At 44.3% G+C, this 20,737-nt stretch carries 22 protein-coding genes and 3 tRNA genes; 8 read left to right on the forward strand and 17 right to left on the reverse strand.

The window, feature by feature from the left end; genetic code table 11:
- Positions 1–108: 108 nt before the first annotated feature.
- Positions 109–531: a MarR family winged helix-turn-helix transcriptional regulator gene (locus AC04MM_RS05315; RefSeq protein WP_475379289.1), complete on the forward strand. Its 423-nt coding sequence runs from the start codon at positions 109–111 to the stop codon at positions 529–531.
- Here AC04MM_RS05315 and trhA read toward each other — a convergent pair whose 3' ends face one another.
- The 3 genes from trhA to ahpC form a co-directional block, all read right to left on the reverse strand.
- Complete coding sequence (gene trhA / locus AC04MM_RS05320; protein ID WP_475379334.1) at positions 532–1,152, reverse strand: PAQR family membrane homeostasis protein TrhA; 621 nt, start codon at positions 1,150–1,152, stop codon at positions 532–534.
- Between the two features lie 18 nt (positions 1,153–1,170).
- On the reverse strand, positions 1,171–2,748 hold the full coding sequence (gene ahpF / locus AC04MM_RS05325; RefSeq protein ID WP_475379290.1) for an alkyl hydroperoxide reductase subunit F: 1,578 nt from the start codon (positions 2,746–2,748) through the stop codon (positions 1,171–1,173).
- A gap of 98 nt (positions 2,749–2,846) precedes the next feature.
- Positions 2,847–3,401, reverse strand: a complete 555-nt coding sequence (ahpC, locus tag AC04MM_RS05330; protein WP_475379335.1) for an alkyl hydroperoxide reductase subunit C — start codon at positions 3,399–3,401, stop codon at positions 2,847–2,849.
- Between the two features lie 325 nt (positions 3,402–3,726).
- Between ahpC and AC04MM_RS05335 the strand changes: the two genes are divergently transcribed.
- Both AC04MM_RS05335 and AC04MM_RS05340 read left to right on the forward strand, forming a co-directional pair.
- On the forward strand, positions 3,727–4,233 hold the full coding sequence (locus AC04MM_RS05335; protein WP_475379291.1) for a hypothetical protein: 507 nt from the start codon (positions 3,727–3,729) through the stop codon (positions 4,231–4,233).
- A gap of 43 nt (positions 4,234–4,276) precedes the next feature.
- A complete protein-coding gene (locus AC04MM_RS05340) occupies positions 4,277–5,251 on the forward strand; it encodes a hypothetical protein (protein ID WP_475379292.1) in 975 nt (324 codons plus the stop codon).
- 57 nt (positions 5,252–5,308) lie between these two features.
- Here the strand turns inward: AC04MM_RS05340 and AC04MM_RS05345 are convergent.
- Both AC04MM_RS05345 and AC04MM_RS05350 read right to left on the reverse strand, forming a co-directional pair.
- Positions 5,309–5,384, reverse strand: a tRNA-Asn gene (locus tag AC04MM_RS05345).
- A 24-nt stretch (positions 5,385–5,408) separates the two neighbouring features.
- Positions 5,409–5,840, reverse strand: coding sequence for a hypothetical protein (locus AC04MM_RS05350; protein WP_475379293.1), 432 nt, complete (start codon positions 5,838–5,840; stop codon positions 5,409–5,411).
- 114 nt (positions 5,841–5,954) lie between these two features.
- On the opposite strand from AC04MM_RS05350, the gene AC04MM_RS05355 reads away from it, so the two are divergent.
- Positions 5,955–6,602: an outer membrane beta-barrel protein gene (locus AC04MM_RS05355; protein WP_475379294.1), complete on the forward strand. Its 648-nt coding sequence runs from the start codon at positions 5,955–5,957 to the stop codon at positions 6,600–6,602.
- Positions 6,603–6,632: 30 nt separating this feature from the next.
- On the opposite strand, the gene AC04MM_RS05360 is transcribed toward AC04MM_RS05355, so the two are convergent.
- Positions 6,633–6,709: transfer RNA gene (locus AC04MM_RS05360), tRNA-Arg, on the reverse strand.
- Between the two features lie 151 nt (positions 6,710–6,860).
- On the opposite strand from AC04MM_RS05360, the gene AC04MM_RS05365 reads away from it, so the two are divergent.
- A tRNA-Ser gene (locus tag AC04MM_RS05365) sits at positions 6,861–6,953 on the forward strand.
- A 25-nt stretch (positions 6,954–6,978) separates the two neighbouring features.
- On the opposite strand, the gene AC04MM_RS05370 is transcribed toward AC04MM_RS05365, so the two are convergent.
- The 8 genes from AC04MM_RS05370 to AC04MM_RS05405 all read right to left on the reverse strand — a co-directional run bounded on the left by AC04MM_RS05370 (position 6,979) and on the right by AC04MM_RS05405 (position 15,332).
- Positions 6,979–7,350, reverse strand: coding sequence for a response regulator (locus AC04MM_RS05370; protein ID WP_475379295.1), 372 nt, complete (start codon positions 7,348–7,350; stop codon positions 6,979–6,981).
- Positions 7,343–9,952, reverse strand: a complete 2,610-nt coding sequence (locus tag AC04MM_RS05375) for a sensor histidine kinase (RefSeq protein WP_475379296.1) — start codon at positions 9,950–9,952, stop codon at positions 7,343–7,345. The genes AC04MM_RS05370 and AC04MM_RS05375 overlap by 8 nt, the downstream gene beginning before the upstream one ends.
- Before the next feature lie 79 nt (positions 9,953–10,031).
- Positions 10,032–10,799, reverse strand: a complete 768-nt coding sequence (locus tag AC04MM_RS05380) for an SGNH/GDSL hydrolase family protein (RefSeq protein ID WP_475379297.1) — start codon at positions 10,797–10,799, stop codon at positions 10,032–10,034.
- A gap of 2 nt (positions 10,800–10,801) precedes the next feature.
- Positions 10,802–11,656, reverse strand: coding sequence for an endonuclease/exonuclease/phosphatase family protein (locus tag AC04MM_RS05385; RefSeq protein WP_475379298.1), 855 nt, complete (start codon positions 11,654–11,656; stop codon positions 10,802–10,804).
- 127 nt (positions 11,657–11,783) lie between these two features.
- The gene (locus AC04MM_RS05390) at positions 11,784–12,359 is read right to left on the reverse strand and encodes a M23 family metallopeptidase (protein WP_475379299.1); all 576 of its coding nucleotides are present in this window, start codon (positions 12,357–12,359) and stop codon (positions 11,784–11,786) included.
- Positions 12,360–12,372: 13 nt separating this feature from the next.
- The gene (locus tag AC04MM_RS05395) at positions 12,373–12,801 is read right to left on the reverse strand and encodes a hypothetical protein (RefSeq protein ID WP_475379300.1); all 429 of its coding nucleotides are present in this window, start codon (positions 12,799–12,801) and stop codon (positions 12,373–12,375) included.
- Complete coding sequence (locus AC04MM_RS05400; protein WP_475379301.1) at positions 12,801–13,277, reverse strand: hypothetical protein; 477 nt, start codon at positions 13,275–13,277, stop codon at positions 12,801–12,803. Before AC04MM_RS05400 ends, AC04MM_RS05395 begins: the two co-directional genes overlap by 1 nt.
- A 54-nt stretch (positions 13,278–13,331) precedes the next feature.
- A complete protein-coding gene (locus AC04MM_RS05405) occupies positions 13,332–15,332 on the reverse strand; it encodes a GMC family oxidoreductase (RefSeq protein ID WP_475379302.1) in 2,001 nt (666 codons plus the stop codon).
- A gap of 207 nt (positions 15,333–15,539) precedes the next feature.
- Between AC04MM_RS05405 and AC04MM_RS05410 the strand changes: the two genes are divergently transcribed.
- Both AC04MM_RS05410 and AC04MM_RS05415 read left to right on the forward strand, forming a co-directional pair.
- Entirely contained in the window at positions 15,540–17,561 is a 2,022-nt protein-coding gene (locus AC04MM_RS05410; RefSeq protein ID WP_475379303.1) for a response regulator, read from the forward strand.
- A 37-nt stretch (positions 17,562–17,598) separates the two neighbouring features.
- A complete protein-coding gene (locus AC04MM_RS05415) occupies positions 17,599–18,393 on the forward strand; it encodes an endonuclease/exonuclease/phosphatase family protein (protein ID WP_475379304.1) in 795 nt (264 codons plus the stop codon).
- Here AC04MM_RS05415 and AC04MM_RS05420 read toward each other — a convergent pair.
- On the reverse strand, positions 18,365–18,895 hold the full coding sequence (locus AC04MM_RS05420) for an LOG family protein (protein WP_475379305.1): 531 nt from the start codon (positions 18,893–18,895) through the stop codon (positions 18,365–18,367). The two genes, AC04MM_RS05415 and AC04MM_RS05420, sit on opposite strands and share 29 nt — an antisense overlap.
- A 177-nt stretch (positions 18,896–19,072) precedes the next feature.
- On the opposite strand from AC04MM_RS05420, the gene AC04MM_RS05425 reads away from it, so the two are divergent.
- The gene (locus AC04MM_RS05425) at positions 19,073–19,504 is read left to right on the forward strand and encodes a hypothetical protein (RefSeq protein ID WP_475379306.1); all 432 of its coding nucleotides are present in this window, start codon (positions 19,073–19,075) and stop codon (positions 19,502–19,504) included.
- A gap of 2 nt (positions 19,505–19,506) precedes the next feature.
- Here the strand turns inward: AC04MM_RS05425 and AC04MM_RS05430 are convergent, their stop codons facing one another.
- Both AC04MM_RS05430 and AC04MM_RS05435 read right to left on the reverse strand, forming a co-directional pair.
- Positions 19,507–19,962, reverse strand: a complete 456-nt coding sequence (locus tag AC04MM_RS05430; RefSeq protein ID WP_475379307.1) for an OsmC family peroxiredoxin — start codon at positions 19,960–19,962, stop codon at positions 19,507–19,509.
- A 9-nt stretch (positions 19,963–19,971) separates the two neighbouring features.
- Positions 19,972–20,643: a phosphoribosyltransferase gene (locus AC04MM_RS05435; RefSeq protein ID WP_475379308.1), complete on the reverse strand. Its 672-nt coding sequence runs from the start codon at positions 20,641–20,643 to the stop codon at positions 19,972–19,974.
- Positions 20,644–20,737 lie beyond the last annotated feature (94 nt).

Below are 20,737 nucleotides of genomic sequence, written 5' to 3' on the forward strand. Positions count from 1 at the left end.
AAGACAGCCACACCGAATTCGTATATTATGTAAGCACGTCTTTATCAGTAGGCTGATATAATGTCAGCATGCTGATATAGTCAAGATTTAAAATAAAAGGTAGTTTCTGTGAGATTAAAAGACACTTTAGGCTTAAGTTATCTGGTTAAATTAGTTGAGCATAAAATGCGTAATGAAATCGACGCCGCTTTATTGCATTTGGGTCTGACTGCGGCCCAATATTCGACACTTTCCACTCTGGAAAGTGAAGAAAAACTGACAAATGCCGAGCTGGCCAGAAAGTGTTCCGTAACGCCGCAGACGATGAATAAAATCATGCAAAATCTGGAAAATGAGGGTTTTGTAAAAAAGACAAACAGCCAGGATCATGGTTTAAAGATAAACTTTGAAATGACGGCAAAAGCCCTTAAGGTTGTTTGTAAAGCACACGAAGCGGTCAACGAAATCGAAAAACAAACGATAAAAGGGATGAATAAAGCCCAGTATCAGGAGCTTGAGGCTGCACTCAAGAAATGCCTGGAAAACTTGTGATTATATTAAGTAGAGAGCAATACTAAAAAACTGAAATATACTTCCACCCATCACAAACAAGTGCCAGATGCCGTGGAAATGTTTAAATTTTTCATCGAGCACAAAAAAGAAAACACCTACAGTATAAAAGATGCCGCCGACCGCTAATAGCACCACACCCGGAAAAGCTAACGCCAACATTAAATCTTTAATGGCAAAAATGATCAGCCATCCCATAAAAAGATAAATTAATAAAGACGGAATACGGGTGATTTTGGCCAGAGTAAATTCGCAGGCAATGCCGATGGCTGCCAAACTCCAGATGATGCCAAAGATCCACCACCCGACATCTCCTTTTAATGCGACCAAAGTAAAGGGAGTGTAAGAGCCGGCAATAAATAAGTAGATTGAAATATGATCTAACTTTTGCAGGATGGCCTTGGGGCGCGCACCGGGGATACTATGGTATAAAGTTGAAACGCCATACAATAAGATAAGCATGGCGCCATAAATACTGGTGCCGACGATTTTTAACAGATCACCCTGAACTGCAGCTAAGGTAATTAAAACAGAAGCCCCGGCGACCGCAAATAACAAACCAACTAAATGAGAAATGCTGTTAAAGCGTTCGCCGTGATAGATAAAAACCTCGATGACTAATTAGTTATGGGGAGCTTGTGCATACATTCGGTCTTCGAATGCAGTTAACGCAGCTTTTGCCCCTTCGCCCATCGCAATTACAATCTGCTTAAACGGCGTTGTTGTTACATCGCCGGCCGCGTAGATGTTTTTTGCCGAAGTGCGCCCTTTGTTATCTACTATAATTTCGCCGAATTTGTTAGTCTCAACTACATCTTTGGCGAATTGGCTGTTTGGTAATAAGCCGATCTGCACAAACACACCTTCTAGAGTTTCGGTCTCGGTCGTGTTGGTGTTGCGGTCTAAATACTTTAAGCCGGTAACCTGGGTGCCATTGCCGATCACCTCGGTAGTTTTTGCTGAAGTAATGATCTTTGCATTCGGTAGAGATTTTAATTTATCCACCAGGACAGCATCAGCTTTTAAGGCATCGTTATATTCAAACAAGACCACTTCGCTGACAATACCGGCCAAATCAATTGCGGCCTCCACGCCAGAGTTTCCGCCACCAATCACGGCGATTTTTTTACCTTTATAAAAAGGACCGTCACAGTGCGGACAGAACGCCACCCCGCGGCCTAGATACTCTTTTTCGCCAGGAATATTTAACTCACGCCATTTGGCGCCAGTAGTAATAATGATCGAGCCGGCCTTGAGAAACTCACCGCTTTCTAAGTGGATGATACTTTCATCTTTATCGATCTTCGAAACGCGGCGGTGTTCTAAAAGTTTAATCGGATAACTCAATACGTGCTGATTTAACTGCGCCGCTAACTGCGGACCCTCGGTGTAAACAACCGAGATTAAATTTTCGATACCTTTGGTATCTTGCACCTGGCCGCCAAAGCGCTCGGCGATAATTGCCGTTTTTAAACCTTTGCGGGCGCTGTAAATGGCCGCTGAAGCGCCTGCCGGGCCGCCGCCGATCACGACGACATCAAAGTCACCAAGATTGGCATCAGCGCCGGATAGTTTGGCTTTGCTTGAATCAACGCCGAAAGTTTCTTCGACGATTTTAAGTAAATCAGCAAAAGTAGAACGGCCAGAGTGGATCATCTTGCCGTCAACGATAACACTAGGCACACCCTGCACACCCAGGCTTGCGATTTCCTCTTGTGCATAGGCACCGTCCACGGTTTCATGGTGGAAGTCATCGTGGATAACGGCCATTAAATTCAGCGCTTGAACGACCACCGGACAGTTTTCACAATCTAAAGACATAAAGGTTTTAATGCGAATTGGTCCGCGGATAGATTTAATACGTTGTATAATCATCGCATCAGGAAGTTTGCCTTTTCCGTCTACGTTTAAAATTGCTAAAACTAATGAGGTAAATTCGTGCCCGCCGGGAATGCCAGTAAAAAATATGCCGGTCGATTTCCCGTTTTTATGAATGGTAAAACGCGGAGGCAAATTAGCCGAAGCGGATGCGGGATCGAATTTGGCAGCGATTTTATCGCTGGTTTCAGCCACTCCGGTTAACATTTCAACCAGTTCTTTCTGGTTAGCATGTGTACTTGGCTGGTAAACGAGATCAATTTGATTTTCTAAATTGGCAAATACACTTTTAAGTTGTTCTTTTAAGTCAGCGTCTAACATGAGTGACCTCCTTTAGATCGAGAACGAGAGGGGCAAAGTTGGAGAGAGAAACGGAACCCACTGCATGCAGTGGGTTCCGTAATCGGAATAAGTAAAAACTAGATTTTACCAACTAGGTCTAAACCCGGTTTTAAAGTTTTTGCGCCCGGAGTCCATTTAGCAGGACAAACTTCGTTCGGGTGAGCAGCTACGAATTGAGCGGCTTGAACTTTACGAAGTAATTCGTCAGCGTTACGGCCGATACCGTTATCGTTGATTTCAGCTAATTTGATGTGGCCTTCTGGGTTTACTAAGAAAGTACCACGGTAAGCCAAACCTTCTGATTCGATGTAAACACCAAATGCGCGCGATAAGTGACCAGTTGGATCAGCTAACATTGGGTATTTGATTTTTTTGATTGTTTCAGAAGTGTCGTGCCATGCTTTGTGGGTGAAGTGAGTGTCGGTAGAAACGGCGTAAACTTCAACGCCTAGCTTTTGAAATTCAGCGTATTTATCAGCCATGTCACCTAATTCTGTTGGGCAAACGAAAGTAAAGTCTGCTGGATAGAAAAAGAAAACTGACCATTTGCCGTTAAGGTCGTTTTGGGTAACAGTTTTGAAACCGTTGTTGTGATAAGCCTGAACTTTGAAGTCCGTTACTTTTGTATTAATTAATGTTGCTGCCACTGTGGGCCTCCCTTGTGTGTTGTTATGGTTGTTTTTAAAACCGTCTAAATAATATTAAGTTAATACTGCCAGTACAAATCTGTAAAATCTATGACAATTGCTTTAAAATAGATATAATCTATAACACAAAAGATCGCCCTTATGGCGGGCAGGACTTTTGGGGCAATTTTGTCGAACTGCTGCACAGTTCTTGCGACATTGTTCTTAAAATAAGAAACTAGCCATCTAAAATTTTAATCATCATTGATTCTCATTAAAATAAATAACAAGCATAACAATTGGCTTGAAAACAATACGGAGGTTTTCACTTATGATTTTACGTTTTCTCTATGTAGTATTTTGTCTGGCAGCGACGCTGTTTGCGCTGCCGAAGGCTTTGGCCCAGAATGCCGTTGGTCTAACCCTGGGGGGGCCGACATACATTCATTTTACGCATGGATTGGGCGGCACCGCCGCTGTCGAGGCCGGCGTGTCTTTTTCATATAACCATGCTACCCATATCTATGGTGATTATTTGCTGCAAACCCACGAGCCCATTCGCAGCACAAGTTTAACGAATGTCGGCTTTTTCTATGGTCTTGGCGCCATGATTGTCATCATGAATGATGATCACCGTCGCTATCATCGCGATGATGGGTATTACGGCGATGAAGATGGTGAGCTGGGTTTTGGCGTGCGCCTACCGCTTGGCTTAAACTGGCGCCCACCCCAAACCAAGGATTTCAGCTTTCATTTACAGTTAGTTCCGATTATCGCCGTTGTCCCGGAAACCGAGCTTGAGTTTAATGCGGGCCTTGGCTTTAAATTTCACTTTTAAAAAATCGACTGTAGTTCTGTAACTGAGTTATAATCATAAAAGTATGAAAACAGTATTTACGCTATTTTTGGTCACTAAGATTTTTTGCATACAACTTTCGGCTGCAGACGTGCAAAAAGCGATCGATAACGAAGTTAAAACTAATAAGGCTTGTGCTGATCTCGGAGATTTTTACTGGGAAATTGGCAGCGCTCAGGGAAAACTATTTAGTGGAGTTGTCGGTAAAAAATATGCTGCTGATACAAATATGAAAATCGCTTCAGCTTCGAAATGGATTTTTGGCGCCTACGCCATAGAGGCCCTTAAAGGAAAAATCACTGACGAACAAAAAGACTTCTTACAGATGCGCTCCGGATATACCAACATGAAAAACGGTATGTGCTGGGCGCAAAACGCCAACACGGTTAAGGCTTGTTTTCTGGCTGAGCCGCGTATCGGTCGCATGTTTCGTAAAGGTAACGCTGCTTACAGCGCCGAACACAAAGGCAAGTTTTATTATAACGGCGGCCACGCCCAGGCCTTGGCTATGAAAGATGAATTAGGCCTGGCTGAGCTTAATAACGAACAACTCGGAAAAATCATCAGTGAAAAACTGAAGTTATCCGGTATCACCTACGAGTTTCCGCAGTTGGCCGGGGGTGCACAAACCAAGGCTTCGACTTACGCGTTGTTCTTGCAGAACATGATTAATGATAAATATGTCATGAGCAAATCGCTACAAACCGAGGCTGGCGTGTGCGCCAATAAAGTTTGTCATGCAAAAGAATTTTCTGACTCGCCGGTGCCGGGTTCGATGCACTGGTGGTACGGAAATCACTATTGGATCGAAAAAAATCCGGCAGGCAAAGTTGAAGCCTATTCAAGCCCTGGGTTATTTGGCTTTTACCCATGGATTTCGGCGGATAAAAAATACTACGGCCTGATTGCCCGCCAGGGGCCGGCACGTGAGCGCGGGATAAAATCTGTTTTATGCGGAACTGCGATTCGCTCAGTGCTTTTGGCGCATGTGCTTAAGTAAACGGGCAAAAAAAAACCCTCGGATTTCTCCAAGGGTTTTTTACCATTTAATAAAAAATGGCTCAGAAGGCAGGACTCGAACCTGCGACCAAGCGGTTAACAGCCGCTTGCTCTACCGACTGAGCTACTTCTGAACAGCTGGGAACAAACTAACGAATCTAGCGGCCTTCGTCAAGAAGCTCTCGACTCAATTTTTTCGATTTAAAAGGTAGTCCTGCGGCTCTGAATACCTGTAGGGCTTTATCCCACTCTAATTTAACAATGGTTGCCTGTGAATCCATACCGATCGCGAGGTCGCGCCAGTTTGCGTTGTTCATTTCTGCCTCTGATAGAGGCTCTAAGTCCACTTTACAGAACTTTTTGCGAAGTGCATGGTCGGTCCACTTTTTATATTTAGCTTTATACTGGGCTTCTTGCCATTTCAAGGTGCCTTTACTCTCAGAACACCACTGAAACGAGGCCACAGTTTTGGTGATCTCATTCATGTCGGGCTGCGGATAACTTTTTTTATTTAAAAAGCCTTTAAAGACGAAAATGCTTACAAGACCGACAATTAATATGCTGATTTTAAAAATGAGTTTTTTGTCCACCTCTTTAGTCTAGGGATAAATCGCCTAATTAGGAAGCTAAACTTTCTCTGCTTTGGTCGCATTGTTTGCGCCATCAATATCATGCAAGATTATGTTTAGTTGTGGGTGGATTGCATGTTTAAAGCGCAAATTTTGGTTGGCTTGTTATTGTTTACGGGAATGATGAGTGCGAGTCTGGCTCATGCTGCAGCGGGTTTTGGCGGTGAAGTTTATTTATCACCCCAATTTGGCGGAACCGACTTTAATACCAATGACGGTTCCGTAGATCATAAAAAATCTTGGAATTTTTTCTATAACATCGGTTTAAGTATCGGTCTGAAGGCTCGCCTTAAAACAGATTTCTTTGCGATAGGATTAAGTACCGATCTTGGCTGGAAAGAAGAAGCGATCGAGCACCGTTCAGATTCGGGTGTTTCTGAGTATGATTATCAAATGTTACGCGGCTACGCCGGGGCTTATTTTACTTACGGAAAAGTTGTGTATTTTTATGCAGGCTACGACCCTGTCGTTTACGCCAAGATGACCTATACCGACAATGAGCATGTGAATCCATTTCGTCGTAATGATGTTTTAAAGGGTTACGCCTACTCTGCGGGTTTGGGCGTTGAATTTCCAGGGTCACCGGGATTTTTGCGTATTCTTGGTCGCACAACCATATACGATGAAATTGAGGTTGATGGGGTTGAGTTAAAGCTACCCGAAGATACCTACTCGAAATTGAATACAGGCGAATTAGTATTGCAATTCGGATCACAGTTTTAAATCTGATTTTGATGATTTAATAAGCAAAAATGGTGCGGACGGGAGGATTCGAACCTCCGACCACTTGATTCGTAGTCAAGTACTCTATCCAGCTGAGCTACGACCGCACTGTCGTAATATAAGCAAAATTAATTGTGAAATACGGTTCTACCGATTTATTAGTCCAAAATCAAGTGTAAGTATGGGTCATTCCTTGATTCTGTAAAAACGCTATGGCATTTTCATATTCTGTATTATATCAGCATAAAATTCGCGCGCGGAGTGGTGGGTGAGTGGCTGAAACCAAGTCTTTGCTAAAGACTCGTACTTGCAAAACAGGTACCGTGGGTTCAAATCCCACCCACTCCGCCATTTCTATCCTGCAGTTCAACTTTTCTTAACTTGGCACACAGTATTTTTTAATAAGCATTAAAAACTGCTCGATGTCGATAGGCTTGGTCAACTGCCCGGTTAATTTCATAGTAGTAGCGACTTCGTGCTCGACCCGGGCGGCTGTTAAAAGCACGATCGGAATTTTACTGTTCAGCTTGCCATCTTTTTGAAATTCATCACAGAAAGTTTTTCCATCCATCACCGGCATCATGTAGTCGAGCAAAATTAACTTTGGCACAGCGCCGGCTTTTAAAAGTTCGAGAGCCGTTTTGCCATTTTCGGCCTGGGCAACAGAATACCCTTCATCTTCAAGAAATTCGGCAAGGCACTGGCGTAAATCGGGTTCGTCATCGACCAGCAAAATTTGCTTATTCATGTTTGCCTCCGCCAAGCGGCAGTTCGACAGTAAACTGTGAACCTTGATGTTCAGAGCTTTCGACCCAGATTAAGCCATTGTGAGCCCTTACGATTTCATTCACGATCCACAGGCCCAGACCCAATCCTTGATAATTTGTCTCACTGACGGCGCGCTCAAACCGTCCAAAGATTTTTTCTTGTTTGTCTTTCGGAATGCCGATGCCATAGTCGCGCACGATGAGCACTGCAGCGTTATTAACCTTGCGTAACGACACTTCGATCGGCTTGCCGTTTCCGTACTTGATGGCGTTAGTTAAGAGATTAGTTACGATTTGCTCTAGTCGGCCCTTATCCCAATGGCCTAAAATCTGCGGTTCAATTTCTTTAGTTAAAACTGAGTTGGATCTAATCAACTCTTCTTCATATTTTTTTAATACACTTAAGGTCAGTTCAGATAAATTTGTATCCGGGGAAAAATCCATATGAATTTTACCCGAACCCATGCGGGTAACATCAAGCAAACTATCGATAAGCGAAGCTAAACGTTCGCTCTGCGATTTGGCACGGGCCAGCTTCGGACGGATCAGATCGACGGCTGCAATTGCCAACTCATCAAGATTTCTATTAATCGTGTGTAAAGAAAGCTGTATGGTCGTCAGCGGGGTTTTTAATTCATGTGAGGCTACGGCAATAAATTCATCGCGCGATTTAAGTGCGTTTTTTAAATTGTTTTCCAGATTTTTACGCTCGGTAATATCCTGCATCGTTCCCGCAAGTAAAATGGCGTTACCCTGGGTATCACGCTCGGCAACTTCGCCACGAGCGGTAAACCAGCGGTATTCCCCATTTTTCATTTTACGTTGGAGATCGATTTCATAAGACGTGCCGGTAGCAATCGCGTGTTCTACAATCGGTCTGGCTTTTGCCCACGATTCCGGCGTGAACACATTTACATCATTAAATGAAATCGGATACTCGGGGTTTTCATCGTACTCTAGCATGGCGGCAACTTCTTTAGAGGTGTAGGTGTTTTTACCATCGACAAGGTCCCACTTCCAGTTGCCAAGACGGGCAATTTTTTGCGCGTACATTAGATCCGTTTCACGCTGGGATAGAAGCGTACTCATATTGTGTTTTTCAGTGATGTCTTCGGCGATACCTAAAATGTTGATACAGTGGCCGGCCTCGTCAAAGATGGGCTTAAGGCGGATCTGCCCGGCCTTGGTGCCCATCGGAAATACCGCCACATCCAAATAGTCGACAACGTTGCCGGTTGCGATCACTTCAAGATATTTAGCTTTGGTAGTTTCAACAGTTTTTGGTGGCAACACCTCTTCAATGAGCTTACCCAGAACCAGTTCACGCGACATGCCAGTCGCCAGTTCAAACGCATCGTTCACCGAGCGAAAGCGAAATTTATCTCCGGGCTCGACATCCATTAACCACATGGTATCAATTGAGCTGTTGTAGATAAGGCCTAATTCATCCTGGGTTTTGCGCACTAAAAGTTCGGTTTCAAAATGTTGTAAAACGATAGCCACAAGCTCGGCCGCCTGTTCGATCATGCGAATATCTTTATCGACCGGCGCGTGCGGTGAGCGGTGATAAATAGCAAAAGTGCCGATCACCACACCGGCTTTATCTTTAATGGGCTGCGACCAACAGGCTGCCAGTTGCGCCTTAGCGGCCAACTCACGGTATGGCTGCCAGAGCGGATCAGTTTGAATATTTTCAACAATGACTCTTTGCCCGGTATAAGCCGCTGTACCGCATGATCCGGCATTGGCGCCGATGTCCAGAGTTTTAATCGCTTGATTATAAAAATCAGCGATGCTGGGTGCATACACCTGCTGAAAACGTTTTTTATTTTTATCGAGAAATAAAATACTACAGACCCAGTCTGCGTTTTGCTTTTCAAAAAAATCTAAAATCGAATTAAACACGACATCAAGGGGCGCTTTGTTACTGAGTAAGGTTAACGCCAGCTGAATAAAAAAATCTTGTTTTTGATCGAGGTTCTTCAGTTCGTGATTAAGCTTTTCTTGCTTTAGGCGCGCATCAATGTTGAGCGTTAGCTGACCATGCAAGAACCGGTACTGAATTAGGCTGTAGATAAAGCAAAAACCATAGATGCTAGTTAAAAACAAATCGTGATAGTGGCGATGTTCGAAGTAATGCAGAGTTGAGGCCGCTATTAACGGTAGGTGTACCAGTACAAGCCCGGGCAAAATCAGCGTGCGGTCTAACGAGGTAGTCAGTAAAAAATGTCCGGCCACCCCAGCCAGAATCGCAAACAACATCACTAGATGTAGGGTATCATCTGTCGAAAGAACAGATGTCACCAAAATAGCTGCTGTAATGCTGCCCAATAACCAGTAACTGGCTCTAAGGCAGTTCCAACACTTTTCATTTAACGGATTGGCAAAAACTTTTTTGGCCATCAGGGTCTGTAAAAAACCAACTGCAAACATCAGCAGCGCCAGAAAAAAAACAAAACGATTCTGCAGCAGAAGTGATAGACCAATGGTAAGTAAAGTCAGGAAATAGCAAGCCAGCGCGGATTTGGCGCTACGCTGTGCGATCTCTGCTCTGGTGAGACTGATTCTGCTCGTTTGGTTCACGCTAAAGGTATAGCGAAACTACAGAGGGCACGCCAAGTAAAAACTGGTATCAAGAAAATGTTAAAAATAGTTGATAAAATTAGTTTGCATGGCCGCCGGCCGCAGGTTTTTCGGCCTTGGGCGCTGACGTAGCGGAATCGCTGATTTGGTTTGCGACCTGGTCAGCCCAGTGTCTGGCTAAGTCACCGCCGTAGTGAAGCTTATCCGGGCGATTAGGCGTAATGGCTTTACCCTTGTAAGTGATTTTTCTACTGTCGATAAAGGTACAGCGGCTGCTGACGGTTTCTTTAAGATTATCAATAAAAGCCTTAATTTTAGACTGACCGCATCTTTTAACCAGAGGGCCATCCGCTGGTTGCTCGGTTGGGCCTACCCAAACACATTTAGAATTTGGACGGATCTGGGCCAGCAAGTCTTTGGTGGCTGTCATTTGTGTTTCTTTGTCTTTGATTGTACAGCCGCTAAAAACATCGTTTGTACCAAGCGCAATAACCACTCGAGGAGCACTACCCTGAAACAACTGGGTCGGCATCGGAAAATTTTTGTTTGGCGCTTTGCCATTGACCAAACCGTCACCCTCACAATAATAACCGATCGTTAATTTTCTGATAGTTGTGTTGTCTTTTTTATTCCAGTGTCCGGCGGCGGAGCCGACTACACCGTATCTGTAAACCGGAGCATTATCATTTAGTTTGGAAATTTTTTGTGTCAGACTTGCGCCGAAATCGCCAACCGTGTGTGAATCGCCGATGTAAACTGTGCGCTTTGGGTCAGTCGATACCTGGCAAGCCCAGACAGGGCTTACCTTTAATAAAACTACAGTAAGAACGCTAAGTCTTAGCTTCATTTTTATAAGTCTGTTAATTCAACTTGTAAATCGATAGCAGGATGATCTGATCCCTTATCAACATAATCATGCACCAGACGAGCGCGCTTAACCGTCATGCCGCGGGTAAATGCATCGTCTAACTGTTTTTTCTTTAACGGATTTTCCCACGGAGCTTGTTTTAAACCTGCTGAACCTAAAATTCTTTTTGTTAAAGCAACACGCGAAGCATTTTTAGTATTAAAATCACCGGCAAAAATAACCGGGCCATTGTGCGCTTTAATTTCAGGTAAAATCATGTTCAGTTGTCTTTCTAAAGCTTCATCGCCGTCCCAGTTAATTCCATGGATGCTGATCGCCAGTAATTTTTTTGCACTACCTGGAATCGCATAATAGGCAAGAACAGTTGCCTTCGGGCTTTTTACAAACGGTTCAACATCTTTGGTGCGGTAAAAGTGTGGGTTAAACGGACGGGCCGCAGAGCCGATCACGGTTCCGGCTGCGATATCATTTTTCATATCAAAAGATGCAGCTAAGTGCCACTCCCAGCCAGTCAGAGCTCTGAAGCTGTCAGTTACCGGTGAACCAGTTGTTGCTTCTGATAACATAATCAAGTCACGGTTTTTTGCCATCGCGGCAAAAGATTTGCGGTACTCAGATTTTCTACCTTTATAAATATTCCACACAAGCACGCTTAATTTTGTCGAGTTTAAAGTTGGCAGCGAGGCCTGACCCATGGCGTGCATTACATTATTATCATCAGGAATGCTTTCACATAAAAATGAGCATGAACCGTAGCCCGAAGAGTTTCTTGATCTCGATTCGGCCTGGGTAACAAAAGTAAAAGTTAAAAGCGAAAGTAATAAAAAGTTCTTCATTTGACCACCTAGTTGTTGTTCTAGGTGGCTTATCGTCTAGTATTGAAAACCACTTTAAAGGTCTGTAAATTGTAGTAAACCTTTACAGGACTGGACGAAATGACGGGGGATTAAAGTCCTGGGGGGCTTAAAGAGCGGTATAGTTTTTTCCTGAAATTAGGCCACGCACATTGCTATCTGTATTGCTGAATGTGACCGGCACTGTATCTTTTTTATCTGGGGTTAAAACCATAAAGTGTAAGTGTGCACCTGAGCTGCAGCCCGAATTTCCACTTAATGCGATGGCATCACCCTGATTAACAGTAGCGCCGACATTAACCAGAACCCCGTTGTGCGTAAGATGAAGGTAGCGGGCTAAGGTGCCGTCACTGTGGCGAATATTGATAAAATTTAGCTCGTCACAACCGCCGCCATCACGGTACTGCTCTTCGGCATCTTCGACCACGCCACCGCGGGCGGCGACAATTGATGTGCCGATATCCATACGCACATCATATGAATAGCGTTGTGCACCCAGGTGACTTGCCGGGCCGCAGTTACCTTGGCTGATTTCATAACTGGCGCCGACAGGCCATGGCAGGCGATAATCCGACGTGCTCCAGTCTGGGTAACCATCACAGATTCCGGTGTGACTTAATTCTGGTACACCCTGCCCACAACCGGCAGAAAAAAATAAAAATATTAAAGGCAAAATTTTTTTCATTAGTGTTCTTCCTTTAAAAGCTGTAGCCAATATACGGCGACCAGTAAATTCCTGAGCCGGCAATGATCACCGGAAAATTAATAAACAACTTATTTGAAACGCGGTAGCCGGTGCCGCCTAACAATCCAAGATTAGTGCCATAAATTGAAGAAAACGAGCCGCCCGCACCGCCTTCAAAAAACCAGGCGCCCGTGCTGCGCCAGGCATATCCGGCCAACATCTCGGTGGCGAGCAGGCTGATGCCGCGTGCGTTCATGTTGACGAAAACACCTTTATTCTGTGTGTAAAAATTTATTTTTGCTCGTGCCGAAATGCCGGTGGTGTTGGCTTCTTTAACGTCGTCATAACTGGTTGACTGCGCGCCGGCAAATCCTTCCAGCTCCCAGGCGGTGGCAGTGTTTAAATGGAAAATAAAAAACAGGAAACAAAAATATTTTTTCATTAAAACCCCAATCTTAAACTTAAAAGCGGAAGCAGGGTCACGATGGTGCGCTTTTCCATACCTGAATTGATGCGTTTTCCGGATAAGCCGATGCTTAACCCGAAATAAGTGTTTATGTGGGCGCCATAGATAAGTTGTGCGGCGGCACCTTTGCCTTCAAGACTGGTTTGATACTGCTCGAACTTTCTGACGTAAGCTCCGCCCTGCAATTCGAAAAACTGCTGCTGGCCAAAACGTAGGGCCGCACCGATAGTTTGGTCGGTTACGTTTTCACTGATCACTTCATGGCCGTAATAACCACCGAGCCAAAACTGACCAGTGCCGAACATAACAGTATTGTGCGAAGAAAAAACCGTATCGGCGCGATTTACAAATGCGACCGAAGGAAGAAAGCTACTTTTAATTTCAACAGAAGCATTGCTTAAAATGGGCAAAAATAAAATCAGACCGGACAAAAATTTGAAAACGAAAGACATACTTATCCCACTTTGCTTACCTCAAGTAAACAAAGTGGATTTGTCTTGTCAATGTTATCCCTTGGCGTGGTCGGCCAAGATAACTTCTTTAGCTTTTTCAGAAACGATCAGCGTTGGCAGCATAATAAATAATCCCGGAATATCCGGATACACTGAGGCGTCTACTACGCGCAGGTTTTTAACCCCATGAACGCGGAATCTGCTGTCAACAACTGCGGTAGCGTCATTGGCGCGACCCATTTTATTGGTACAAGAAGCGTGGTGGCCCCAGGCTTCTTTCATGATCCACGAGGATAGATCATCTGGTTTGGTGACATTATCACCTGGATAGACTTCGCGTTTAAAATATTTTGCCCCGATACTTTTGTTAATACGGCGGGCAACGTTTAAGCCCTGATAAACCGCATTTAAATCTTCGGTTAAGCCGTTTTTTTCATCCTGGAAGTAGGCAAAATTAATGTACGGTGTATCACGAGGATCTGTCGATTTTAATTTTACCGAACCAGCATGGTTCTTGGTGTGCCCTTTTAAAATTGCCCAGGTGAAATAACTTGGGTCGTTCGGATTTTTAGGTGTGGCATCGTCAGCATAACCCGGATAGTAGCCGGTAAACCTGCCCGGTACACCGAAGATACAAAGATCCGGAGACTTCTGTTTGTCGCTTGATTTACGGATTAACGAAAGTGCAACGCCGTTGGTTCCGTAAATGTGACCGGCTGGGTTTTTAACGTAATCTTGCCAGCAGGGATCTTTGGCAAAATCATTGTTTTTTGCAAATGTACAATTTTCGATAAGCGAAAGAGGTTTGTTTAACTCACTTACGACCGTGACCTCGTAGCGATCCTGCAGATTTAAACCTACCCCCGGAAGATTTCTAATGACCGGGATCCCGTGTTTATCTAACTCAGCGGCATTGCCGATGCCAGAAAGCATTAATAACTGCGGCGTATTGAATGCACCGCCGGCTAAAATCACTTCACGTTTTACCAGAGCGCGTTTCGGCGTGCCCATCCAGGTCGGCGCCTTTGATTTATTCATCACATCTGCACGGTAAGAGTGCGCACCTTCGATAAATTCGATGCCGATTGCTTTAGTTTTGTCGTTCGGGTCGAAGATGACTTTTGTACAAAGCGATTCAGTTTTTACAAATAGATTTTGTGGATATTTTTTGCGGGTTTCTAAGATATATTCGCGTACGCCGTGACGAATGCCGTTCATCGCATTAAAAGGCATATTAAATACACCAGGATATTTATTATTCACATAACCCTGATCATTTGGATTTAATTTTAGACTTGGCGCAATTGATACGGCTTTTTCAATTTCGTTCCAGTCGCCTTCTAAAAGGTTATCGAAAAAGTTTTTCGTTGCATCAACGGTATCTACTTTCAGTGCAGCTAAAACCATCTTTGTCAGAAAGCGGTCTTTCATCAATGACCATGGCGCTGCCTGCGTCAGCGATAACCAGCCGCCGTTACCCGCCTGCATGCCCTGAAATCGTTTATACATATCTTTGGCATTCCAGCTTTGGTCACCGGTTAGTTTGGCAATGTTAGCCCAGTCTTCGTTATCCGGATAAAGACTTATAAGAGCATTCATGCGTGTGCAGCCGCCTATGCCGGCCGCGCGCGGGTAATAAATACTTTTGTTCTCTTGCAAATATTTAGAATTCATTTCTTCAAAGCGTTTGTAGCCGCTGCTTTGCTGAAAACGGTCTACGAAATAAGACCAATTGAGTGATGGATCTTCGCTGGCTTTGGCGTGAAACACCGGCGTTGTTGAAAGTCGGTTTACGCTTTCGCCTCCAGCTTCAAGAAGTAAAACTCGATAACCTGCTTTTGCCAAACCGCAGGCAAGAGGTCCGCCACCAGCGCCTGAACCTACGATAATAAAATCGAATCTGTCGTTTTCATCGATCTGCCAATTGTTTTCGTTCGATGGAGTCCGGGTTAAAGATTCAAGGGTTGAACAACCCGTAAATGCAGCGGCCGAAACAGCAGCAACACCAGCGGACTGGACAAACTTTCTACGATTGATTTTATTAGTTTTCTTCATCTTTTTAGTTTAGGGGTCTGGCGCGGCATTCAAAAGTCCGGTTTAAGGCCCAGCCAGACCAGCGTCCAGCGTGTCAACCTGAGTTTGCGGCGAGTGTCGGTAAAAAAGCGGTAAAAAAACAGAGTGTTCTGGGGCAAAACTCAACAATCTCTGCGTCGATAAAGTTATATTTAGCAAGCCGATATCAAGTTGGTTATAGTCCTCTGCATGAGTGTTAAAAACCTGTGGCTGAATCTTTCGGTTCAGAAAAAGCTCTTTACCGTTGTCGGCATCATGGCCGTGCTTGTGGCTTTGGAGCTGCTAACGTTATTCTTTGCTATGGATACACTTTCGGCGGTACGCGGTTATGTCGGCGGCGAAGGTCTATGGTCAAAGGCGCAGAAGAAAGCGGTTTTTTCGCTTAATCAGTATTTAATTACGCATAACCCAAGTGATTTTGAAAATTTTAAAAAAGAACTCGATGTGCCGTTAGGCGATAAGGTGGGTCGCCTCGAACTCTTAAAAGAAGACTACGATGCTGATGTGATTCGCCAGGGGTTTTTGCGCGGCAAGATTAATGAAAAAGATATCGATTCAATGATTAAGCTGGTGCGGCGGTTTGAAAATGTGCCTCTGATGGCAAAAACTCTGCATACTTGGTCAGTAGGTGACGAGTTGATTGCCGAACTGATAGAACTTGGAGACAAAATTCAGGCTGAAGTCACCGCCGGCATAGATAGTCGCAGACAAAATTACTTTATGCTGGAGATAATCCGTCTTGATCAGGAACTGAGCCGCCTCGAGGATGAGTTCTCGAATTCGTTAAGCGAGGCTTCGCGCATGATCGAAAATGTACTGCTGGTGGTGCTTTTACTGATTGTCATCACGGTTGAATCCATGGGTTTGTTTCTGACATATAGACTTGGTCGCCACTTAACCAATACCCTGCGCGAATTAAATGCTACGGCCATCAATGTCGGCGAAGGTGATTACTCGCAAAAAATAAATGTTAATTCTAAAGACGAACTCGGGCAGTTGGCTGAGTCGTTAAACAAGATGGTAGAGCGCCTCGAGAGCCAAACATTAGAACGCCAACACGCCGAACAAGCCAGCCAAGCCAAAAATCTATTTTTGGCCAATATGTCGCACGAGATCCGCACGCCGTTAAATGCAATTTTAGGTTTTTCTGAAATTTTACAAGATCAGCATTTAGAAGAAAAAGACAAACAACGGTATGCGGCAATTATTCGCCGAACCGGTGAAAGTCTGAATACAATTATTAATGACATTTTAGATATTTCTAAAATTGAAGCCGATCGCATCGAAACCCAGGCCGCGGCATTTTCGCTTTCGCAAATGTTATCGGATTTATATGCCCTGCTTAAAATGCGCTGTGATGAAAAAGGCATACAACTCATTTTTGAGCGCATCGGGTATGTCTCTGAATATATCGTGACTGATCAAACGCGACTAAGACAAATTTTAACCAACATCGTAGGTAATTCGATCAAGTTCACCGAAAAAGGTCATGTCATGTTAACGTACGAAGTGCGCGGCACAATGTTGTTTTTTACGGTCAGCGATACCGGCGCCGGAATCTCGCCGGAACAGCGCGCGAATTTATTTAAGGTTTTTTCGCAAGGAGACAGTTCGGTCAGAAAAAAATATGGCGGCACCGGCTTAGGCCTGAGCATCGCTCAGAAACTATCGCAACTTCTGGGTGGTGATGCGGGCTTGCTTGATAGCGAAGAAGGCATGGGCAGTTTATTCTTTGTTCAGGTCAAATATAACCCGACTGAAAAACCGGCCAATGAACCGGTCGTGCAGATTCCTCCGTATAACACTCGAGCGATTGCCAATAAAAACATTTTGGTCGTGGAAGACTCGCTCGACAACCAAATGCTGCTTGAGTTTTATCTAACCAAGCACAAAGCCAATGTGACTTTTGCCAATAACGGCCAGGAAGGCATTGATGCGGCCGTTAAAGGAAACTTCGATTTGATTTTGATGGATATTCAGATGCCGGTGCTGGATGGCTATGCGGCTACCGAAGAGCTTCGTCGCCGCGGGGTTGCGATCCCGATCATTGCCTTGACCGGATACGCTATGAAAGAAGATCAGGACAAATGCTTAAAAGCAGGTTGTAACGAGTTTTTGGCTAAGCCAATTCACAAAGATAAGCTTCTCCATACGCTGGCAAAATATTTCTACCATGCAAAACCAGAGCAACACCCGCTTGATTTTGTTTAAATAATTGGCCTAAGATGAGCTAACAAAGGCTTAATCTATGAAAATGAAAATCGCCGCACTTGTTTGGCTTACTACCCAAGTGGCTTTCGCCAACCCGTCAGTCATCTGTAGTCATAATTCTAATGATAAATTAATTCAGTTTTCTGAAGCCGTTATCCCGCGCCAGGAAAAGACCATCGAAGTATTAACCTGGAATGTTTTAAAATTTAAACGTGAAAATTCTTTATCCGATTTGGCTGCTTTGACGGCCAAAACAGATATCGCCTTTCTTCAGGAGGCTGTGCACAGCGCGGCTTTGCAACAACGTATCGCCAGTCAAATTTCCATGGATTGGACATTCTTTAAAAGTTTTTGCCGTGATTATGGTGCAACCGGCGTACAGACGGGATCTCGTTTTCCGCAGCTAGAAGTAGAAGCCGTGATGGCGCCGGGTCTTGAGCCGGTCGTGAATACCCCGAAAGTCACAGGTTATTCCACAGTAGAAATCAGCGGTGTTAAGGTGTTATTGATTAACGTGCACGGTTTAAATGCGAACAAAGGTTTAGATTTCGAAAAACACATGGATCAGATTTCTGCAATGGCTAAAGAATTCGCCGGTCCGATTATCTGGGCCGGTGATTTTAATACCTGGAACCCAGTCCGCATGGCCTACGTAAATGCTAAAGCCAAAGCGCTTGGTATGGTATTGCTTAAGCCCGAAATCGATAATCGCAAACTTAAGCTAGATCACATCTACGTGCGCGGCTTTAAGGCTAAATCGATTACAATACTTGAATCGATTGTGTCGTCGGATCATTTACCGGTTAGAGCTGAGCTAGAATTTGCTCCATAGTGTTGGCCACAATCAGCATATCAATATGCTCTTGCGAGATTAATCCGGCCTTAACACTTACTTTTAAAAATTCTAAGTAATGATCGTAGTAGCCATTGTGATTCAAGATCGCAATTGGCTTGCTGTGCAGTTTGATCTGGCGCCAAGTAATAATCTCATTAAGCTCATCCATGGTGCCAAAGCCGCCGGGTAATGCGATAAATGCATCTGAAAGCTCCATCATTTTTAATTTTCTCTGGTGCATGTTTTCAACCTGATGAAGCTCGGTAATTCCTTCATGGGCCACTTCGAAATCAAAAATTAATTTCGGAATGACCCCGATAACTTTTCCACCCTGAGCTAGCGCTCCGTTAGCAACCTGACCCATGAGTCCAACATTTGCACCACCATAAATAACGGTGTGCCCGGTTTGGGCGATTAACTCGCCGGCTTGATAGGCCATTGGCATTAAGTCAGGGTGATTTCCTGTACGCGAACCGCAATAAATACAAATTGATTTCATAACAGCTATTTTGCAGTTAAAAAGCAATTAAGACATCTAAAAAATAGTGCCACGCCCAGGTTCCAATTTGGGTTGGACCGGATAAATTTATCAGAGGTGAAAGTTGCGGCTTTGGCTTTTGGCGAAAGTCGGCTATACCTGCTCACGTCTGCATTAAACAATAACCAAGGATTAACCATGAAAACTATTTTAGTATCTGTGATCTTAGCTTTATCAACCGTGGCATCGGCTTCAACATTAACATTACCGGAAAAAAGCACCGGCTTAACCTTATTATCTAAAGGTGAAGTGTCAGTTGAATCATACATGCCGAATTGTCCGAAGCCAGCTATGTGCGAACCAGCGGCAATATTGACGATCAAATTTACATTAAATGGCTGCATGGATAAATTAGGTCCGGTTACTTTTAGCCATGTAGGTTATACAGCTGATGGAAAAAAGAAAATTGTAGTTACAGCTTACAACATCAATAATGAAGCTTCGACATACACTAAATGTTTCCGTGCTCCGGTTGGCGTAGCAAAACAAGTTATCGGTATGGGTTTCTTAAGTAACGACAGCGTTGCAGTAGAGTTTGCAACACACACTGTTAAGACAGAAACTTTTTAATTTTAAATTAGCGACTGCGGAGCCACGGATTCCTGTGCGGGAACATGAAGTTCCATCGAAACATGCGTATTTAATATTTTTCCGATGGGACAATTGTCTTTAGTGTGGCTCGCGACTTCGTCGATAGTTTTGGCCGTGGCACCAGGTACGGATGCAGAAATACGCAGATGAATCTGCGGAATTTTCCAGCCAACAATGGTTTTATCAAGATGTACTTCTGCGGTGACCTCCAGATTGTCGGGAATGTAGCCGCGTTTCTCTAATTCACCGGCTAAGGCCATGGCAAAACAACTGCCGTATGAAGCGCCGATAAGCTCTTCGGGGTTCGTGCCATGATCATCTTCAAAACGCTGACTAAAATTGTAAGAAATATTCTGTAGCTCACCGCTTTCGGTTGATAATAAGCCCTTACCGCGTTTTAAACCACCTTGCCATTTTGCACGTGCCGTTCTTTTCATACTGCCTCCTTATATAAGGTTCTCTCGTTGTTTGTTATTTTTCTTTTTAAGCGTTTCTATAACTTCCTGATCAGTAACCTGGGTAAAATCTTCGTAAAACTGACTGATTGCCAAGAGTGACGGTGATTGCTGAAAACAAATAATTTCATCAAACTCCGGCGGGTGCGACTGAGCGGTGCTATCCGGCGCAATCGGCACAGCCAGAATTATTCTATGGGCGCCTTTGGTTCGAATGTATTGTGCGGCGACTCGCGCAGTAACCCCGGTGGCAAGACCGTCATCAACCAAAATAACAGTTTTGTTCATTAACGAAGTGAGTGGTTCATTGTTGCGATACTTTTTTACCCGCCGTGCAACTTCTAAGCGTTCTTTTTCGACGGTTTGCTGGATTTGATGGGGCTGAATATCAGAGACAAGAATGGCGCCGGGATCGGCCCAGTAATAGCCCTCTTCGGTGATCGCGCCGATGCCGTATTCGGGTTGAAACGGATGGCCGATTTTTCTGACGACTAAAACATCCATGGGGATATCGAGAACGCTCGCAACCTCAATGGCCACGGGCACACCGCCACGCGGAAGTGCCAAAATCAGACTGTTCTTGCGGTCCAGTTCAATGACTTTCTGCAAATGGGTAGCTAAAAGGCGTCCTGCATGTTTACGGTCTCGAAATAATTTTTTCATAGTTGTGGCCCACGCCAGCAACAAGAACTTGCAATTAAAAAGCCGGGGCAATTAATCCCTGAGAAAATAAAAAAGCCGGATTACAACTCCGGCT

The sequence above is a fragment of the Bdellovibrio sp. SBM16 genome, from assembly GCF_056175625.1.

What these genes read in the sequence shown, in the direction of transcription:
- AC04MM_RS05355 (WP_475379294.1), top strand. Translation starts at nt 5,955, where the DNA reads ATGTTTAAAGCGCAAATTTTGGTTGGCTTGTTATTGTTTACGGGAATG.
- ahpF (WP_475379290.1), bottom strand. Translation starts at nt 2,748, where the DNA reads ATGTTAGACGCTGACTTAAAAGAACAACTTAAAAGTGTATTTGCCAAT.
- AC04MM_RS05390 (WP_475379299.1), bottom strand. Translation starts at nt 12,359, where the DNA reads ATGAAAAAAATTTTGCCTTTAATATTTTTATTTTTTTCTGCCGGTTGT.
- AC04MM_RS05340 (WP_475379292.1), top strand. Translation starts at nt 4,277, where the DNA reads ATGAAAACAGTATTTACGCTATTTTTGGTCACTAAGATTTTTTGCATA.
- AC04MM_RS05430 (WP_475379307.1), bottom strand. Translation starts at nt 19,962, where the DNA reads ATGAAAAGAACGGCACGTGCAAAATGGCAAGGTGGTTTAAAACGCGGT.
- AC04MM_RS05435 (WP_475379308.1), bottom strand. Translation starts at nt 20,643, where the DNA reads ATGAAAAAATTATTTCGAGACCGTAAACATGCAGGACGCCTTTTAGCT.
- AC04MM_RS05425 (WP_475379306.1), top strand. Translation starts at nt 19,073, where the DNA reads ATGAAAACTATTTTAGTATCTGTGATCTTAGCTTTATCAACCGTGGCA.
- AC04MM_RS05370 (WP_475379295.1), bottom strand. Translation starts at nt 7,350, where the DNA reads ATGAATAAGCAAATTTTGCTGGTCGATGACGAACCCGATTTACGCCAG.
- AC04MM_RS05420 (WP_475379305.1), bottom strand. Translation starts at nt 18,895, where the DNA reads ATGAAATCAATTTGTATTTATTGCGGTTCGCGTACAGGAAATCACCCT.
- AC04MM_RS05385 (WP_475379298.1), bottom strand. Translation starts at nt 11,656, where the DNA reads ATGAAGAACTTTTTATTACTTTCGCTTTTAACTTTTACTTTTGTTACC.
- AC04MM_RS05380 (WP_475379297.1), bottom strand. Translation starts at nt 10,799, where the DNA reads ATGAAGCTAAGACTTAGCGTTCTTACTGTAGTTTTATTAAAGGTAAGC.
- AC04MM_RS05335 (WP_475379291.1), top strand. Translation starts at nt 3,727, where the DNA reads ATGATTTTACGTTTTCTCTATGTAGTATTTTGTCTGGCAGCGACGCTG.
- AC04MM_RS05395 (WP_475379300.1), bottom strand. Translation starts at nt 12,801, where the DNA reads ATGAAAAAATATTTTTGTTTCCTGTTTTTTATTTTCCATTTAAACACT.
- AC04MM_RS05400 (WP_475379301.1), bottom strand. Translation starts at nt 13,277, where the DNA reads ATGTCTTTCGTTTTCAAATTTTTGTCCGGTCTGATTTTATTTTTGCCC.
- AC04MM_RS05415 (WP_475379304.1), top strand. Translation starts at nt 17,599, where the DNA reads ATGAAAATGAAAATCGCCGCACTTGTTTGGCTTACTACCCAAGTGGCT.
- AC04MM_RS05405 (WP_475379302.1), bottom strand. Translation starts at nt 15,332, where the DNA reads ATGAAGAAAACTAATAAAATCAATCGTAGAAAGTTTGTCCAGTCCGCT.
- AC04MM_RS05410 (WP_475379303.1), top strand. Translation starts at nt 15,540, where the DNA reads ATGAGTGTTAAAAACCTGTGGCTGAATCTTTCGGTTCAGAAAAAGCTC.